Source organism: Pseudomonas sp. ADAK2 (assembly GCF_012935755.1).
Classification (GTDB): domain Bacteria; phylum Pseudomonadota; class Gammaproteobacteria; order Pseudomonadales; family Pseudomonadaceae; genus Aquipseudomonas.
Genome location: NZ_CP052862.1, coordinates 3,478,028 through 3,495,566, shown reverse-complemented (window position 1 = coordinate 3,495,566; position 17,539 = coordinate 3,478,028). Strand labels below are relative to the sequence as shown.

General features: G+C 58.1%; 15 protein-coding genes and 2 tRNA genes. 16 read left to right on the top strand and 1 reads right to left on the bottom strand.

Annotation, left to right across the window (positions count from 1 at the left end):
* Positions 1 to 39 precede the first annotated feature (39 nt).
* The 4 genes from carA to HKK52_RS16275 all read left to right on the top strand — a co-directional run bounded on the left by carA (position 40) and on the right by HKK52_RS16275 (position 5,423).
* Complete coding sequence (carA, locus tag HKK52_RS16290; protein ID WP_169371660.1) at positions 40 to 1,176, top strand: glutamine-hydrolyzing carbamoyl-phosphate synthase small subunit; 1,137 nt, start codon at positions 40 to 42, stop codon at positions 1,174 to 1,176.
* 119 nt (positions 1,177 to 1,295) lie between these two features.
* Positions 1,296 to 4,517, top strand: coding sequence for a carbamoyl-phosphate synthase large subunit (carB, locus tag HKK52_RS16285; protein ID WP_169371659.1), 3,222 nt, complete (start codon positions 1,296 to 1,298; stop codon positions 4,515 to 4,517).
* Entirely contained in the window at positions 4,514 to 4,990 is a 477-nt protein-coding gene (gene greA, locus HKK52_RS16280; protein ID WP_054050053.1) for a transcription elongation factor GreA, read from the top strand. The genes carB and greA overlap by 4 nt, the downstream gene beginning before the upstream one ends.
* A gap of 28 nt (positions 4,991 to 5,018) precedes the next feature.
* A complete protein-coding gene (locus HKK52_RS16275) occupies positions 5,019 to 5,423 on the top strand; it encodes an MFS transporter (protein WP_169374253.1) in 405 nt (134 codons plus the stop codon).
* A 9-nt stretch (positions 5,424 to 5,432) separates the two neighbouring features.
* Here HKK52_RS16275 and HKK52_RS16270 read toward each other — a convergent pair whose 3' ends face one another.
* Positions 5,433 to 5,741, bottom strand: coding sequence for a YhbY family RNA-binding protein (locus HKK52_RS16270; protein ID WP_008005472.1), 309 nt, complete (start codon positions 5,739 to 5,741; stop codon positions 5,433 to 5,435).
* A 105-nt stretch (positions 5,742 to 5,846) separates the two neighbouring features.
* Between HKK52_RS16270 and rlmE the strand changes: the two genes are divergently transcribed.
* From rlmE to rbfA, 12 genes are all read left to right on the top strand, one after another.
* Positions 5,847 to 6,476, top strand: coding sequence for a 23S rRNA (uridine(2552)-2'-O)-methyltransferase RlmE (gene rlmE / locus HKK52_RS16265; protein ID WP_169371658.1), 630 nt, complete (start codon positions 5,847 to 5,849; stop codon positions 6,474 to 6,476).
* Positions 6,477 to 6,678: 202 nt separating this feature from the next.
* On the top strand, positions 6,679 to 8,592 hold the full coding sequence (ftsH, locus tag HKK52_RS16260) for an ATP-dependent zinc metalloprotease FtsH (protein ID WP_054050044.1): 1,914 nt from the start codon (positions 6,679 to 6,681) through the stop codon (positions 8,590 to 8,592).
* A gap of 8 nt (positions 8,593 to 8,600) precedes the next feature.
* A complete protein-coding gene (folP, locus tag HKK52_RS16255; protein ID WP_169371656.1) occupies positions 8,601 to 9,452 on the top strand; it encodes a dihydropteroate synthase in 852 nt (283 codons plus the stop codon).
* A gap of 16 nt (positions 9,453 to 9,468) precedes the next feature.
* Positions 9,469 to 10,806 (top strand): phosphoglucosamine mutase, encoded by a 1,338-nt coding sequence (glmM, locus tag HKK52_RS16250; RefSeq protein ID WP_169371655.1) that lies wholly within the window; start codon positions 9,469 to 9,471, stop codon positions 10,804 to 10,806.
* A 66-nt stretch (positions 10,807 to 10,872) separates the two neighbouring features.
* Positions 10,873 to 11,628: a triose-phosphate isomerase gene (tpiA, locus tag HKK52_RS16245; protein WP_169371654.1), complete on the top strand. Its 756-nt coding sequence runs from the start codon at positions 10,873 to 10,875 to the stop codon at positions 11,626 to 11,628.
* Positions 11,629 to 11,632: 4 nt separating this feature from the next.
* A complete protein-coding gene (secG, locus tag HKK52_RS16240; protein WP_017336473.1) occupies positions 11,633 to 12,016 on the top strand; it encodes a preprotein translocase subunit SecG in 384 nt (127 codons plus the stop codon).
* Between the two features lie 22 nt (positions 12,017 to 12,038).
* A tRNA-Leu gene (locus HKK52_RS16235) sits at positions 12,039 to 12,124 on the top strand.
* A gap of 96 nt (positions 12,125 to 12,220) precedes the next feature.
* Positions 12,221 to 12,297 (top strand) — tRNA-Met (locus HKK52_RS16230).
* A gap of 138 nt (positions 12,298 to 12,435) precedes the next feature.
* Positions 12,436 to 12,894 carry a ribosome maturation factor RimP gene (gene rimP / locus HKK52_RS16225; RefSeq protein ID WP_166656037.1) on the top strand — a complete coding sequence of 153 codons (459 nt, stop codon included), beginning with the start codon at positions 12,436 to 12,438 and terminating at the stop codon, positions 12,892 to 12,894.
* A gap of 47 nt (positions 12,895 to 12,941) precedes the next feature.
* Positions 12,942 to 14,423 (top strand): transcription termination factor NusA, encoded by a 1,482-nt coding sequence (gene nusA / locus HKK52_RS16220; RefSeq protein ID WP_008024459.1) that lies wholly within the window; start codon positions 12,942 to 12,944, stop codon positions 14,421 to 14,423.
* A 27-nt stretch (positions 14,424 to 14,450) separates the two neighbouring features.
* Entirely contained in the window at positions 14,451 to 16,976 is a 2,526-nt protein-coding gene (gene infB, locus HKK52_RS16215; protein WP_169371653.1) for a translation initiation factor IF-2, read from the top strand.
* Between the two features lie 159 nt (positions 16,977 to 17,135).
* Positions 17,136 to 17,537: a 30S ribosome-binding factor RbfA gene (gene rbfA / locus HKK52_RS16210; RefSeq protein ID WP_008149016.1), complete on the top strand. Its 402-nt coding sequence runs from the start codon at positions 17,136 to 17,138 to the stop codon at positions 17,535 to 17,537.
* Positions 17,538 to 17,539 lie beyond the last annotated feature (2 nt).

Here is a 17,539-nt window from a genome sequence, read left to right as displayed (position 1 = left end):
TGCGATCGCCCTTTCAGGCTTTATTTACGGGAGGTCTTCTTGACTAAGCCAGCCATACTCGCCCTTGCTGATGGCAGCATTTTTCGCGGCGAAGCCATTGGAGCCGACGGTCAGACCGTTGGAGAGGTGGTGTTCAACACCGCCATGACCGGCTATCAGGAAATCCTTACCGATCCTTCCTACGCCCAACAGATCGTTACCCTGACTTACCCGCACATCGGCAACACCGGCACCACGCCGGAAGATGCCGAGTCCGACCGCGTCTGGTCCGCTGGCCTGGTCATCCGTGACCTGCCACTGGTTGCGAGCAACTGGCGTAACACGATGTCCCTGTCCGATTACCTGAAAGCCAACAACGTTGTGGCAATCGCCGGTATCGACACTCGCCGCCTGACACGCATCCTGCGTGAGAAAGGCGCGCAGAACGGCTGCATCATGGCCGGCGACAACATCTCCGAAGAGGCCGCCATCGCCGCTGCCCAGGGTTTCCCTGGCCTCAAGGGCATGGACCTGGCGAAAGTCGTCAGCACCAAAGAGAAGTATGAGTGGCGCTCGACTGTCTGGGACTTGAAAACCGACAGCCACGCGACCATCGACGCCTCCGATTTGCCGTATCACGTGGTTGCCTACGACTACGGCGTCAAGCTGAACATCCTGCGCATGCTGGTCGAACGCGGTTGCCGCGTGACCGTGGTGCCAGCCCAGACCCCAGCCGCTGACGTTCTGGCGCTGAAGCCGGACGGCGTGTTCCTGTCCAACGGCCCTGGTGATCCGGAGCCTTGCGACTACGCGATCCAGGCGATCAAGGACGTGCTCGAAACCGAGATTCCGGTGTTCGGCATCTGCCTCGGTCACCAACTGCTGGCCCTGGCCTCCGGCGCCAAGACTCTGAAAATGGGTCACGGCCACCACGGCGCCAACCACCCGGTCCAGGATTTGGACACCGGTGTTGTGATGATCACCAGCCAGAACCACGGTTTTGCGGTAGACGAAACGACCCTGCCAGCCAACGTCCGGGCGATCCACAAATCGCTGTTCGACGGCACCCTGCAAGGGATCGAACGTACCGACAAGAGCGCCTTCAGCTTCCAGGGTCACCCTGAAGCCAGCCCTGGCCCGAACGACGTAGCGCCTCTGTTTGATCGCTTCATCAACGAAATGGCCAAGCGACGCTAATCGCTGGCACTGATGCAGCAAAGCTTGAGGGTGGTCCCGGCTACCGGCGACCCCCTCAAGGCTTCAAAGATTGAACTAGACGGCTTGCCGACTGACCTGCGGATTTGAGTGACAAACCCATGCCAAAACGTACAGACATAAAAAGCATCCTGATTCTCGGCGCTGGCCCGATCGTTATCGGCCAGGCTTGCGAATTCGACTACTCCGGCGCCCAGGCCTGCAAAGCCCTGCGCGAGGAGGGTTACCGCGTCATCCTGGTGAACTCCAACCCAGCGACCATCATGACCGACCCGGACATGGCCGACGCCACGTACATCGAGCCGATCAAGTGGCAGACCGTTGCCAAGATCATCGAGAAAGAGCGTCCGGACGCGCTGCTGCCGACCATGGGTGGCCAGACCGCTCTGAACTGCGCACTGGACCTGGAGCGCGAAGGCGTTCTGGAGAAGTTCGGCGTAGAGATGATCGGCGCCAACGCTGACACCATCGATAAGGCTGAAGACCGTTCGCGCTTCGACAAGGCGATGAAATCCATCGGCCTGGACTGCCCGCGCTCGGGTATCGCCCACAGCATGGAAGAGGCCAACGCGGTACTCGAGAAGCTGGGCTTCCCGTGCATCATCCGTCCGTCCTTCACCATGGGCGGCACTGGCGGCGGTATCGCTTACAACCGCGAAGAGTTCGAAGAAATCTGCGCCCGTGGTCTGGACCTGTCGCCGACCAAAGAGCTGCTGATCGACGAATCCCTGATCGGCTGGAAAGAGTACGAGATGGAGGTTGTCCGCGATAAGAAGGACAACTGCATCATCGTCTGCTCCATCGAAAACTTCGACCCGATGGGCGTGCACACCGGTGACTCGATCACTGTTGCGCCAGCACAGACCCTGACGGACAAGGAATACCAGATCATGCGTAACGCCTCCCTGGCGGTACTGCGTGAAATCGGCGTGGAAACCGGCGGCTCCAACGTCCAGTTCGGCATTTGCCCGGACACTGGCCGTATGGTCGTGATCGAGATGAACCCGCGTGTATCCCGCTCTTCGGCACTGGCCTCGAAAGCCACTGGTTTCCCGATCGCGCGTATCGCTGCCAAGCTGGCGATCGGCTACACCCTGGACGAGTTGCAGAACGAAATCACCGGCGGCGCTACGCCTGCGTCCTTTGAGCCGTCGATCGACTACGTCGTCACCAAGCTGCCACGCTTCGCCTTCGAAAAATTCCCGAAAGCCGACGCACGCCTGACCACGCAAATGAAGTCGGTCGGTGAAGTCATGGCCATCGGCCGGACGTTCCAGGAATCCCTGCAGAAAGCCCTTCGCGGCCTGGAAGTGGGCGTTTGCGGCCTGGACGAGAAGCTCGACCTGAGCAACCCGGAAAGCATGAGCGTGCTCAAGCGCGAACTGACCGTGCCGGGCGCCGAGCGTATCTGGTACGTGGCTGACGCCTTCCGTGCCGGCTTGTCGGTCGAAGACATCTTCGGCATGAACATGATCGATCCGTGGTTCCTGGTGCAGATCGAAGATCTGATCAAGGAAGAAGAGAAGGTCAAGACCCTGGGTCTGGCCAGCATCGACCGCGACATGATGTTCAAGCTCAAGCGCAAGGGCTTCTCCGACATGCGTCTGGCCAAGCTGTTGGGCGTGACCGAGAAAAACCTGCGTCGCCACCGTCACAAGCTGGAAATCTTCCCGGTCTACAAGCGCGTTGACACCTGCGCGGCCGAGTTCGCCACCGACACCGCCTACATGTACTCGACTTACGAGGAAGAGTGCGAAGCCGCCCCGTCGGGCCGCGACAAGATCATGATCCTCGGCGGCGGTCCAAACCGTATCGGCCAAGGCATCGAGTTCGACTACTGCTGCGTACACGCGGCACTGGCGCTGCGCGAAGACGGGTACGAGACCATCATGGTCAACTGCAACCCGGAAACCGTATCCACTGATTACGACACTTCCGACCGCCTGTACTTCGAACCAGTGACCTTGGAAGACGTGCTGGAAATCTGCCGCGTCGAGAAGCCAAAAGGCGTGATCGTCCAGTACGGCGGCCAGACCCCGCTGAAACTGGCGCGTGCCCTTGAAGAGGCTGGCGTACCGATCATCGGCACCAGCCCTGACGCCATCGACCGTGCCGAAGACCGTGAGCGCTTCCAGCAAATGGTTGAGCGCCTGAACCTGCGTCAGCCGCCAAACGCCACCGTGCGCAGCGAAGATGAAGCGATTCGTGCTGCAAGCAAGATCGGTTACCCGCTGGTGGTTCGTCCGTCCTACGTACTGGGCGGCCGCGCGATGGAAATCGTCTACGAAGAAGAAGAGCTGAAGCGCTATCTGCGTGACGCGGTGAAAGTGTCCAACGACAGCCCGGTGCTGCTCGACCACTTCCTCAACTGCGCCATCGAAATGGACGTGGATGCAGTTTGCGACGGTACTGACGTGGTGATCGGCGCGATCATGCAGCACATCGAGCAGGCCGGCGTTCACTCCGGTGACTCCGCGTGCTCTCTGCCGCCGTACTCGCTGCCTGGGCACATCCAGGACGAGATGCGCGAACAGGTCAAGAAAATGGCCCTGGAGCTGGGCGTTGTCGGCCTGATGAACGTGCAGTTGGCGCTGCAAGGCGAAGACATCTACGTCATCGAAGTCAACCCGCGGGCTTCCCGTACCGTGCCGTTCGTTTCCAAGTGCATCGGTGTTTCCCTGGCGATGATCGCGGCTCGCGTGATGGCTGGTAAAACCTTGAAAGAAATTGGCTTCACCAAGGAAATCATCCCGAACTTCTACAGCGTGAAAGAGGCGGTGTTCCCATTCGCCAAATTCCCTGGTGTGGACCCGATCCTGGGCCCAGAGATGAAGTCCACCGGTGAAGTGATGGGCGTGGGTGACACCTTCGGCGAAGCCTTTGCCAAGGCCCAGATGGGCGCCAGCGAAGTGCTGCCGACCGGCGGTACTGCGTTCATCAGCGTGCGTGACGACGATAAGCCACTGGTTGCAGGCGTGGCGCGTGATCTGATCAACTTGGGCTTCGAAGTGGTTGCCACTGCCGGTACTGCCAAGCTGATCGAAGCCGCAGGCCTGAAAGTGCGTCGTGTGAACAAGGTGACCGAAGGTCGTCCGCACGTGGTCGACATGATCAAGAATGACGAAGTCACCCTGATCATCAACACCACCGAAGGTCGCCAGTCGATCGCTGATTCCTACTCCATTCGTCGTAATGCCTTGCAGCATAAAATCTACTGCACCACTACCATTGCTGCTGGCGAAGCTATCTGCGAAGCGTTGAAGTTCGGTCCCGAGAAGACCGTGCGCCGCTTGCAGGACCTACACGCAGGATTGAAGGCATGATCAAATACCCAATGACCGTCCAGGGCGCCAAAGCCCTGGAAGAAGAGCACGCTCACCTGACCAAGGTCGTCCGTCCGAAGCTCAGCCAGGACATCGGCACCGCCCGTGAGTTGGGTGACCTGAAGGAAAACGCCGAATACCACGCTGCTCGCGAGCAGCAGGGCATGGTCGAGGCGCGGATCCGTGACATCGAAGGCCGCATGCAGAACGCGGTGATCATCGACGTCACGACCATTCCTCACACCGGTAAAGTGATTTTCGGCACCACCGTTGAAATCGCCAACGTCGAAACCGACGAAACCGTCACTTACCACATCGTGGGTGAGGATGAGGCTGACTTCAAACTGGGCAAGATCTCGGTGGGTTCGCCTCTGGCTCGCGCCTTGATCGCCAAGGAAGAGGGTGACGTGGTTGCCGTGAAAACGCCGAGTGGCGTTATCGAGTACGAGATTGTCGAAGTCCGCCACATCTGAAGGAAGGCGCCCGCTGCGTGCGGGCGCCATGCTTTGGCAGTTGACTCAGATGTTGTGGGTCGGCGGCTTGTGGTTGTTGCACATCGGTCTGCTGCCGGTGCTGGGCAGGATTGGCCTGGCACCGCTGCTGATCGACGAAATTACGGACATGATTGATGCGCTGATGGTGGGTTTCGCCACAGCGTGTGTGATTTTTCAGGCTTTGGTGCTGGTTCAGGCCGAGGGCCTTGCCAGTCTATGGCGGGATATTCGCGGGCAACTGCTACTGATGGCGCTGTATGCGTGTGCGATGTTCTTCATCGTTCGCTTCGGCTGGCCGGAGGCGGTGCGCTGGGAAACGTTCAGCTATCTTGTTCTGGGGTTTTCCGGGCTGGTGCTGGTGTTGCAGCCGGTGCCTGGATGGAGTGGCAGGGTGCGCGAAGCACACCCTTGACCCTTGCCATCACTTGAAGCGATGGACGTTCGACAGCTGCTTGTTGACGCTGAAGTTCTTGCGGTAAATCAGTGCCATCTTGCCGATGACCTGAACCAGGTCCGCTTTGCCGACCTTGCACAGTTCTGCAATGTTCGCCAGGCGCGACTCGCGATCGAGGATGTTGAGCTTGATTTTAATCAGCTCGTGATCCGCCAGCGCGCGTTCAAGTTCGGCTAACACACCTTCAGTCAAACCGTTGTCAGCCACAGTCAAAACTGGTTTCAAATGGTGGCCAATGGATTTGTACTGTTTCTTCTGCTCTTGAGTGAGCGGCATAATCTGACCCCTGCGTCTGATCTTGTAAAAAGCGGCGGCCAGTTTACCCGAGCGAGTCCGGGACCGCCCAGTTAATCACGACCCGTTTTATTTTCGAGGTGGCCCGTGGCCCGTTCCAAGACAAGCCTTAAGTGGCTGCAAAGACATGTCAATGATCCGTATGTGAAACAGGCGCAGAAGGATGGTTACCGCTCGCGTGCGAGTTACAAGCTTCTGGAAGTCCAGGAGAAATACAAACTGATCCGTCCAGGTATGAGTGTTGTCGACCTGGGAGCGGCGCCCGGCGGCTGGTCGCAGGTCACTAGTCGGCTGATCGGTGGTCAGGGGCGTCTGATCGCATCGGACATCCTGGAAATGGACAGCATTCCGGACGTGACTTTCATTCAGGGGGACTTCACCCGGGACGACGTGCTCGCTCAGATCCTTGAAGCCGTTGGTAATTCACAGGTGGACCTTGTGATTTCCGATATGGCCCCCAATATGAGTGGTACGCCTGAGGTGGACATGCCGAAAGCCATGTTTCTATGTGAGCTGGCTCTTGATCTGGCGGCTCGGATACTCAAGCCGGGTGGTAACTTCGTGATCAAGGTGTTTCAGGGCGAAGGGTTTGATGCTTACGTGAAGGACGCTCGTCGGAAATTCGACAAGGTCCAGATGATCAAGCCGGACTCTTCCCGTGGCAGTTCCCGCGAGCAATACATGCTGGCTTGGGGCTACCGCGGCCGTAGTGAGTAAATCGAGGTTTTTTAGCGGGTCGATAGGATTTTCGTATTTCGCCCCGTGAGCATTAGCGAATATTGTGTAGAAAGTGTTTCACAAAGGGTTACAGACGGCGCCTGCCAGAGTCGTAGGTAATGTAGTAAGTTAGGCCGGTGAATATCATGCGAAGCGCGCGCCAGTAGCGGAGCTTGCTTCAGAGGGTAGTTAATTGAACGATATGGCAAAGAATCTGATCCTGTGGTTGATCATCGCGGCTGTCCTGGTGACGGTGATGAACAACTTCTCCAGCCCTAACGAGCCGCAGACCCTCAACTATTCCGACTTCATCCAGCAGGTCAAGGATGGCAAGGTCGAGCGCGTAGCCGTTGACGGTTATGTCATTACCGGCAAGCGCAACGATGGCGACAGCTTCAAGACCATTCGTCCGGCAATCCAGGACAATGGCCTGATCGGCGATCTCGTGGACAACCACGTCGTGGTCGAAGGCAAGCAGCCTGAACAGCAAAGCATCTGGACTCAACTCCTGGTCGCAAGCTTCCCGATCCTGGTGATCATCGCCGTGTTCATGTTCTTCATGCGGCAGATGCAGGGCGGTGCGGGCGGCAAGGGCGGACCGATGAGCTTCGGCAAGAGCAAAGCGCGCCTGCTCTCCGAAGATCAGGTAAAAACCACCCTGGGTGACGTTGCCGGTTGCGACGAAGCCAAGGAAGAGGTCGGCGAGTTGGTCGAGTTCCTGCGCGATCCTGGCAAGTTCCAGCGTCTGGGCGGCCGTATTCCTCGCGGTGTGCTGATGGTCGGTCCTCCGGGTACCGGTAAAACCTTGCTGGCCAAGGCGATTGCTGGCGAAGCCAAGGTGCCGTTCTTCACCATCTCCGGTTCCGATTTCGTCGAAATGTTCGTCGGTGTCGGTGCAAGCCGTGTTCGCGACATGTTCGAACAAGCCAAGAAGCACGCGCCGTGCATCATCTTCATCGATGAAATCGACGCCGTCGGTCGCCACCGTGGCGCCGGCATGGGCGGCGGTCACGATGAGCGCGAGCAGACGCTCAACCAGTTGCTGGTTGAAATGGACGGCTTCGAAATGAATGACGGCATTATCGTCATTGCCGCCACCAACCGTCCGGACGTCCTCGACCCTGCGTTGCTGCGTCCAGGCCGTTTCGACCGTCAGGTTGTAGTCGGCTTGCCGGACATCCGTGGTCGTGAGCAGATTCTCAAGGTCCACATGCGCAAAGTGCCAATGGGCGACGACGTCGCTCCGGCCGTGATCGCTCGTGGTACTCCTGGTTTCTCCGGTGCTGACCTGGCCAACCTGGTGAACGAAGCGTCGTTGTTCGCTGCCCGTACCGGCAAGCGCATCGTCGAGATGAAAGAATTCGAACTGGCCAAAGACAAGATCATGATGGGCGCCGAGCGCAAATCGATGGTCATGTCCGAGAAAGAGAAGCAGAACACCGCTTACCACGAGGCAGGCCACGCTATCGTCGGTCGCGTCGTGCCTGAGCATGATCCGGTCTACAAGGTGTCGATCATTCCGCGCGGTCGTGCGCTGGGTGTGACCATGTTCCTGCCGGAAGAAGATCGCTACAGCCTGTCCAAGCGTGCACTGATCAGCCAGATCTGCTCGCTGTACGGCGGCCGTATTGCTGAAGAGATGACCCTGGGCTTTGACGGCGTTACTACCGGCGCCTCCAACGACATCATGCGTGCCAGCCAGATTGCACGGAATATGGTGACCAAGTGGGGTCTGTCGGAAAAACTCGGTCCGTTGATGTATGCCGAAGAAGAGGGTGAAGTGTTCCTCGGTCGCGGCGGTGGCGGTCAGAGCGCAAGCTTCTCCGGTGAGACAGCCAAGCTGATCGACTCTGAAGTGCGCAGCATCATTGACCAGTGCTACGGCACGGCCAAGCAGATCCTTACCGATAACCGTGACAAGCTCGACGCCATGGCTGATGCCTTGATGAAATACGAGACGATCGATGCCGATCAGATCGACGACATCATGGCCGGCCGTACGCCTCGCGAGCCACGCGATTGGTCGGGTGGTGGTGCTGGTACCTCCGGAACACCTCCGGTGGCGCAGGATCCGCGTCCGGAAACACCGATCGGCGGTCCGGCTGCTGACGTTTAAGGTTTGAAATGACTTCTGTTCAGTCCCTGACCCGGTTGCCTTGCGGCAACCGGGTTCTTGATTTGGCCCATACGCATGTCATGGGCATTCTCAATGTCACTCCCGATTCCTTTTCCGATGGCGGCCGATACAGCCAGCTCGATGCGGCACTGCGCCACGCCGAAGCGATGGTGCTGGCGGGCGCGACGCTGATCGATGTTGGCGGCGAGTCGACCCGGCCAGGCGCCAGGGCGGTTTCGCCGCTTGAGGAGCTTGAGCGTGTTGCGCCGATTGTCGAGCGCATCAATAACGAGCTGGATGTGATTATTTCTGTTGATACTTCTACGCCAGCAGTCATGCGCGAAACCGCGCGACTGGGGGCGGGGTTGATCAATGACGTGCGCGCCTTGCGGCGTGACGGAGCCCTGGATGCGGCGGCGGCCACCGGTCTTCCGGTGTGCCTGATGCACATGCTCGGCGAGCCGGGCGATATGCAGGACAATCCGCATTATCGGGACGTGACGAAAGAGGTTGGCGAGTTTCTCGCCGAGCGCATGGCGCAATGTGCGTCAGTAGGGATCCCGGCCGAGCAGATCATTCTTGATCCGGGTTTCGGTTTCGCGAAAAAGCTGCAGCACAATCTAAGCTTGTTCAAACATATGGAGGCCCTGCATGCCTTGGGGCGGCCCCTGCTGGTCGGGGTTTCGCGAAAGAGCATGATTGGTCTGGCGTTGAATCGTCCGGTCGGAGAGCGCCTTTATGGCGGCCTGGCACTTGCTGCCCTGGCTTCGGTCAAGGGCGCGCGTATATTGCGCGTCCATGATGTGGCCGAAACAGTCGATGTGGTGCGAATGATCGCCGCAGTAGAATCAGCCGAATAAGAATGATGGAGCACTTATGACTAGGAAATACTTTGGTACCGACGGCATTCGTGGTCGGGTCGGGCAATATCCGATTACTCCAGACTTCATGCTCAAGCTTGGCTGGGCGGCCGGCATGGCGTTTCGCAAAATGGGGGCCTGCAAGGTACTGGTAGGCAAGGACACGCGTATCTCCGGGTACATGTTCGAGTCGGCGCTGGAGGCCGGGCTGACGTCGGCCGGCGCTGACGTGATGCTGTTGGGGCCGATGCCGACGCCGGCCATCGCCTACCTGACGCGCACGTTCCATGCCGAAGCCGGCATCGTGATCAGTGCTTCGCACAATCCTCACGATGACAATGGCATCAAGTTTTTCTCCGGCCAGGGCACCAAGCTTCCCGACGAAGTCGAGCTGATGATCGAGGAATTGCTCGATACCCCGATGACCGTGGTTGAGTCGAGCAAGATCGGCAAAGTGTCGCGCATTAACGACGCCTCGGGTCGTTACATTGAATTCTGCAAAAGCAGCGTCCCTACCGGCACCAGCTTCGCGGGGCTGAAGATCGTGATCGACTGCGCCCATGGTGCGGTCTACAAAGTGGCACCTAGCGTGTTCCGTGAGCTGGGTGCCGATGTTGTCGTGCTCTCTGCTCAGCCGAACGGGCTGAACATCAACGATAATTGCGGTTCGACCCATATGGGGCAGTTACAAGCTGCCGTGTTGGCTGAGCATGCTGACCTCGGTATTGCCTTTGACGGCGATGGCGATCGGGTGCTGATGGTCGATCACACTGGCACTATCGTCGACGGTGACGAGCTGTTGTTCATCATTGCCCGTGATCTGCACGAGCGTGGCAAGTTGCAGGGCGGCGTGGTTGGCACGTTGATGAGTAACCTGGGGCTGGAGCTGGCCCTGGCAGATCTGGCGATTCCTTTCGTCCGCGCCAATGTTGGTGACCGCTATGTGATCGCAGACCTGTTGGAGCGCAACTGGCTGGTCGGTGGCGAGAACTCCGGGCATATCGTCTGCTTCAACCACACCACCACCGGTGATGCAATCATCGCTGCGTTGCAGGTGCTGATGGCGCTGAAGACTCGCTCCGAAGGGCTGGCTCAGGCCCGCCAGGCGCTGCGTAAGTGTCCGCAGGTGCTGATCAACGTGCGTTTCGGTGGTGGTGCAAGCCCTCTGGATCATCCGTCGGTTGTAGAGGCCAGTGAGCGCGTCACCCAAGCCATGGCGGGTCGAGGGCGCGTGCTGTTGCGCAAGTCCGGGACGGAGCCGCTGGTGCGGGTCATGGTCGAAGGCGAGGACGAAACACTGGTTCGGGGTTATGCCGAAGAGCTGGCAAAACTGGTTACTGAAGTTTCTGCCTGAATTCGGCTTGCCAGCCATGATTGTGTTGGGTAACATCTGCGCCCACTTTGACCGACGAGGTACAGCATGCGTCGCCCTATGGTAGCTGGTAACTGGAAGATGCACGGTACCCGCGCCAGCGTCGCTGAGCTGATCAAGGGCCTGGGTAACCTGGTCTTGCCGAGCGGTGTTGATGTAGCGGTATTCCCGTCTTTCTTGCATGTCAATCAAGTGATTGATGGTCTGGAAGGCAAGTCGATCAAGGTCGGCGCGCAGAACGCTGCGGTGGAATCCAAACAAGGTGCGTTGACCGGTGAAGTTGCGCCGAGTCAGCTGGCTGAAGAAGGTTGCTCGCTGGTGCTCGTGGGCCACTCCGAACGTCGCCAGATCATCGGCGAGAGTGATGAAATACTCATTCGCAAGTTCGCAGCAGCGCAGGCATGTGGCTTGATTCCGGTGTTGTGCATAGGGGAAACCCTTGAGCAGCGCGAAGCCGGTAAAACGCTTGAGGTTGTTGGGCATCAGCTGGGCAGCGTCATCGAGAAGCTGGGTGTCGATGTTTTTGCAAAGGCAGTAATCGCTTACGAGCCGGTCTGGGCCATTGGCACTGGGCTGACTGCTTCGCCGCAACAGGCGCAGGATGTGCATGCAGCCATTCGCGCTCAGTTGGCGGCAAAGAATTCTGAGGTCGCACAAGGTGTGCGGCTTCTATACGGCGGCAGCGTGAAGGCGGCCAATGCGGTCGAACTGTTCGGCATGCCGGATATCGATGGGGGGCTCATTGGTGGAGCTTCCCTGAATGCAGATGAGTTCGGTGCGATCTGTCGCGCCGCGGGAAACTGAAAAAATGCTGGAAACAGTCGTAGTCGTTTTTCATCTGCTGGGTGCATTGGGCGTAGTTGCTCTGGTATTGCTGCAGCAGGGTAAAGGTGCGGATGCTGGCGCGTCTTTCGGAGCAGGTGCTTCAAATACTGTGTTCGGAAGCCAAGGTTCCTCTACCTTTCTTAGTAAGTTTACTGCTATACTTGCCGCAGGTTTCTTCATAACCAGCTTAGGGTTAGGTTACTTTGCTAAAGAGAAAGCTCACCAGCTGACTCAAGTAGGTTTGCCAAACCCGGCAGTGTTGGAAGTTCCAAAGCAACAGCCGGCTTCTGATGATGTACCGGTGCTTCAAGAGCAAAAGTCGGCTACTCCAGCGACTGACGTGCCTCCAGCTCAAGAGCAAAAGTAAGAAGGGTTTCAAACGTAGTATTGCCGAGGTGGTGGAATTGGTAGACACGCAACCTTGAGGTGGTTGTGCCCATAGGGTGTAGGGGTTCGAGTCCCCTTCTCGGTACCAATTATCAGGAGAGCCCGCTGTTGCGGGCTTTCTTGTAGGTGGAAGGTTACATTGACCCTGTCAGGGATCGGTCGTATACTTCCGCCCCAGCTTTGTCGCGGGGTGGAGCAGTCTGGTAGCTCGTCGGGCTCATAACCCGAAGGTCGTCGGTTCAAATCCGGCCCCCGCAACCAGTTTAAGGAGCCCCTTTTAAGGGGCTTTTTGTTAGCTGGACACTTTCAACGCCGCTGTTCGACGGCGTTTCAAGGATGGGCGTTTCGCCCATTTTTTTATTTTGCATAGCATGCACATACATGCACGAGGGGGTTCAGGTGTCGAGCAAGCTAGAAGAGTTGCAGGCCTTGCTGGCCCCGGTGGTCGTGGCCCTAGGCTATGAATGCTGGGGTATTGAGTTTTCGGCTCAAGGTCGCCACTCAATGTTGCGCGTTTATATCGATAAAGAAGGCGGCGTGCTGGTGGACGATTGTGCCATCGTCAGCCGCCAGATCAGCGGTGTTCTGGATGTTGAAGATCCGATCACCGTTGAGTACACCCTTGAAGTTTCCTCGCCTGGCATGGAACGCCCACTGTTCACTCTTGAGCAGTTTGCAAAATTTGCCGGTGAACAAGTGAAGATCAAGCTGCGCTCGCCTTTCGAAGGCCGACGCAACTTTCAGGGCCTTCTGCGCGGTGTAGAAGAGCAGGACGTCGTGGTGCAGGTAGAAGATCATGAGTTCCTGTTGCCGATCGATATGGTCGACAAGGCCAACATTATTCCCAGTTTTGACTGAGACGCGGATCCCGCGGATCCAATGGCTTGCGAAAGGCGAGGCGTACGATGAGCAAAGAAGTACTGCTGGTTGTTGAGTCGGTATCCAATGAAAAGGGCGTACCGGCAAACGTAATTTTTGAAGCGCTGGAGCTGGCTCTGGCCACTGCTACCAAGAAACGCTTCGAGGACGAAGTCGATCTGCGTGTGGAAATCAATCGCCACACCGGTGCTTACGAGACATTCCGTCGCTGGACGGTCGTCGAAGAAGCAGACCTGGACGATCCGGCCATCGAAACCTGGCCAAGCAAGGTTGCAGAAACGCATCCTGGTGCCCAGGTTGGTGATGTAGTCGAAGAAAAGATCGAATCCATCGAGTTCGGCCGTATCGCTGCACAGACTGCCAAGCAAGTCATCGTGCAGAAAGTTCGTGAAGCCGAGCGCGCACAGGTTGTTGACGCTTATCGCGAGCGCCTGGGTGAAATCATCTCCGGCACCGTGAAGAAAGTGACTCGCGACAACGTGATCGTCGACCTGGGCAACAACGCTGAAGCGTTGCTGGCTCGTGAAGACATCATTTCTCGCGAAACCTTCCGGGTTGGCGTGCGCCTGCGTGCGCTGCTCAAGGAAATCCGCACCGAGAACCGCGGCCCGCAGCTGATCCTGTCGCGTACCGCGCCGGAAATGCTGATCGAGTTGTTCCGCATCGAAGTGCCGGAAATCGCTGAAGGCCTGATCGAAGTAATGGCTGCGTCCCGTGACCCGGGTTCGCGCGCCAAGATCGCGGTCCGCTCCAAGGACAAACGCATTGACCCGCAAGGCGCTTGCATCGGTATGCGCGGTTCGCGCGTCCAGGCAGTGTCGGGCGAGTTGGGTGGCGAGCGTGTCGACATCGTCCTGTGGGACGATAACCCGGCGCAGTTCGTGATCAATGCAATGTCGCCGGCTGAAGTGGCGGCAATTATCGTTGACGAAGATGCCCATGCAATGGACATCGCCGTTGGCGCAGACAATCTGGCTCAGGCCATCGGTCGCGGTGGTCAGAACGTGCGTCTGGCTAGCCAGTTGACTGGCTGGACCCTGAACGTGATGACCGAATCGGACATCCAGGCTAAGCAGCAAGCAGAAACCGGCGACATCCTGCGCAACTTCATCGACGAGCTGGAAGTCGACGAGGACCTGGCACAGGTGCTGGTAGATGAAGGCTTCACCAGCCTGGAAGAGATTGCCTACGTACCGTTGGAAGAAATGCTCAACATCGACGGCTTTGACGAAGAAACCGTCAACGAGCTTCGCGCTCGCGCCAAGGATCGTTTGTTGACCAAAGCCATCGCTACTGAGGAAAAGCTGGCAGACGCCCATCCGGCCGAAGACCTGCTCTCGCTTGAGGGTATGGACAAGGATTTGGCGATGGAACTGGCGGTGCGCGGCGTAATTACCCGCGAAGACCTGGCCGAGCAGTCTATTGACGACCTGCTCGACATCGACGGCATTGACGATGATCGTGCCGGCAAGTTGATCATGGCCGCCCGAGCCCACTGGTTCGAGTAATTAGGCGCGGCCTGAGGAGAGAAGTGCATGACGCAAGTCACGGTGAAACAACTGGCCGATGAGGTCAAAACACCGGTAGAGCGCCTGTTGCAGCAGATGCGTGAGGCAGGTCTGCCGCACACCGCCGCCGAAGAACATGTGACTGACAGTGAGAAGCAATCTTTGCTGACTCACTTGAAAAGCAGCCACAAGGCGAAAGTGGAAGAACCACGCAAGATCACACTGCAGCGTAAAACCACCAGCACCCTGCGTGTTGCTGGCAGCAAAAGCATCAGTGTTGAAGTCCGTAAAAAGAAAGTTTTCGTACAGCGCAGCCCGGAAGAAATCGAAGCCGAGCGCAAACGCGAACTGGAAGAACGTCGTGCAGTAGAAAATGCTGCCCGTCAGAAGGCTGAAGAAGAAGCCAAGCGTCGTGCCGAAGAAGAAGCGCGTCGCCAGCCTGCTACTGCGCAAAACGCTACTAACGATGCTGTCGCAGCGCCTGCTGCGGTTGCCGAGCCAGTTCGCGAAAGCGCACCGGTTGTGGCGGCTGCACCGGCTCCTTCTGCCGACCGTAAGCCAAACGATCAGCGTCGTCCGGACAAACCACGTGCCGACGATAACAATCGTCGCAGCGGCGGTGGCGATGGTGAGCGCAAAAACGCTCCACATCGTGCTTCGGTCAAAGAGAAAGCGCCTGCTCCACGTGTTGCGCCACGTACTACCGACGAAGAAAGCGATGGCTTCCGTCGTGGTGGTCGCGGCAAGGCCAAGCTGAAGAAGCGCAACGCCCACGGTTTCCAGAGCCCAACCGGCCCTGTCGTGCGTGATGTGCAGATCGGCGAGACCATCACTGTTGGCGATCTCGCCCAGCAGATGTCGGTCAAGGCTGCTGAAATCATCAAGTTCATGTTCAAACTGGGTACCCCAGCGACGATCAACCAGGTACTGGATCAGGAAACTGCCCAACTGGTTGCTGAAGAGCTGGGCCACAAAGTGACCCTGGTCAGCGACACCGCCCTGGAAGATTCCCTGGCCGAGTCCCTGAAGTTTGAAGGTGAGACGTTCTCCCGTGCACCGGTTGTGACCGTAATGGGCCACGTCGACCACGGTAAGACCTCGCTGCTCGACTACATCCGTCGTGCCAAGGTAGCTGCGGGCGAAGCCGGCGGTATCACCCAGCACATCGGTGCGTACCACGTTGAAACTGATCGCGGCATGGTCACTTTCCTCGATACCCCGGGTCACGCTGCGTTTACCGCAATGCGTGCTCGTGGTGCCAAGGCGACTGACATCGTGATCCTGGTCGTTGCAGCGGACGACGGCGTAATGCCGCAGACCATTGAAGCGGTCCAGCACGCCAAGGCTGCCGGTGTTCCTCTGGTTGTTGCCGTGAACAAAATCGACAAGCCGGGCGCCGATCTCGATCGCATCCGTAGCGAACTGTCGGTTCACGGCGTGACCTCGGAAGAGTGGGGCGGCGACACCCCGTTCGTATCGGTTTCGGCGAAAGTCGGTACTGGTGTGGACGAGTTGCTCGAAGCTGTTCTGCTGCAAGCCGAAGTTCTGGAACTGAAAGCAACCCCATCGGCCCCAGGTCGCGGTGTTGTGGTTGAATCGCGTCTCGACAAAGGTCGTGGCCCGGTTGCTACCGTGCTGGTTCAAGACGGTACTCTGCGCCAAGGCGACATGGTCCTGGTCGGTTCGAACTATGGCCGTGTACGTGCCATGCTCGACGAGAACGGCAAGCCAATTAAAGAAGCCGGTCCTTCCATCCCTGTCGAGATCCTCGGCCTGGACGGTACCCCGGACGCTGGCGACGAGATGAGCGTGCTGTCGGACGAGAAGAAAGCCCGTGAAGTGGCTCTGTTCCGTCAAGGCAAGTTCCGCGAAGTCAAACTGGCTCGTGCTCACGCTGGCAAGCTTGAAAACATCTTCGAAAACATGGGTCAGGCAGAGAAGAAGACGCTCAACATCGTCCTCAAATCTGACGTCCGTGGTTCGCTGGAAGCGTTGAACGGTGCCTTGAACGGCCTGGGTAACGACGAAGTGCAAGTGCGTGTTGTGGGTGGCGGCGTCGGTGGTATCACCGAGTCCGATGCTAACCTGGCACTGGCCTCCAACGCTGTACTGTTCGGCTTCAACGTGCGTGCCGATGCTGGCGCTCGCAAGATCGTCGAGCAGGAAGGCCTGGATATGCGTTACTACAACGTGATCTACGACATCATCGAAGACGTCAAGAAAGCCCTCACCGGTATGCTGGGCAGCGATGTTCGCGAGAACATCCTGGGTACTGCTGAAGTGCGTGACGTGTTCCGTTCGCCGAAGTTTGGCGCGATCGCCGGTTGCATGGTTATCGAAGGTGTTGTTCACCGTAACCGTCCAATCCGTGTACTGCGTGAAGACATCGTTATCTTCGAAGGCGAGCTGGAATCCCTGCGCCGCTTCAAGGATGACGCTTCCGAAGTACGTGCCGGCATGGAATGCGGTATTGGCGTCAAGAGCTACAACGACGTCAAAGCTGGCGACAAGATCGAAGTTTACGAGAAGGTTCAGGTTGCTCGCAGCCTCTAACTCGCGCACTTCAAGGGCCACGATGAGCCGCTGCATGCAAGTGCGCGGCACGGCGTCAGGACTCTAAACGCAACGCCCGGTCTGGCTTTTGTCAGGCCGGGCGTTTGCCGCTTTCAGACCCCACGGGTTTCACCGTGTGGCAGTAACAGGTAACAAGACATGGCAAAAGAATACAGCCGTACCCAACGTATCGGCGATCAGATGCAGCGTGAGCTGGCACAGCTGATCCGTCGTGAAGTCAAAGACCCGCGCGTCGGCCTGGTCACCATTACCGCTGTTGAAGTCAGCCGCGACGTCGGTCACGCGAAGATCTTCATCACCGTGATGGGCCAGGACAACGCCGAAGACATCGCACAAAGCATCAAGGTGCTCAACTCCGCCGCTGGCTTCCTGCGCATGCAGTTGGCTCGTGAGATGAAGTTGCGCAGCGTTCCGCAGTTGCACTTCCACTACGACGAAAGCGTCGTGCGTGGCGCGCACCTGTCGGCCCTGATCGAACGTGCGGTGGCTGAAGACAATCAGCACCCGGTTGCGGCTGAAGCCGAAGACACCAAGGAGTAATC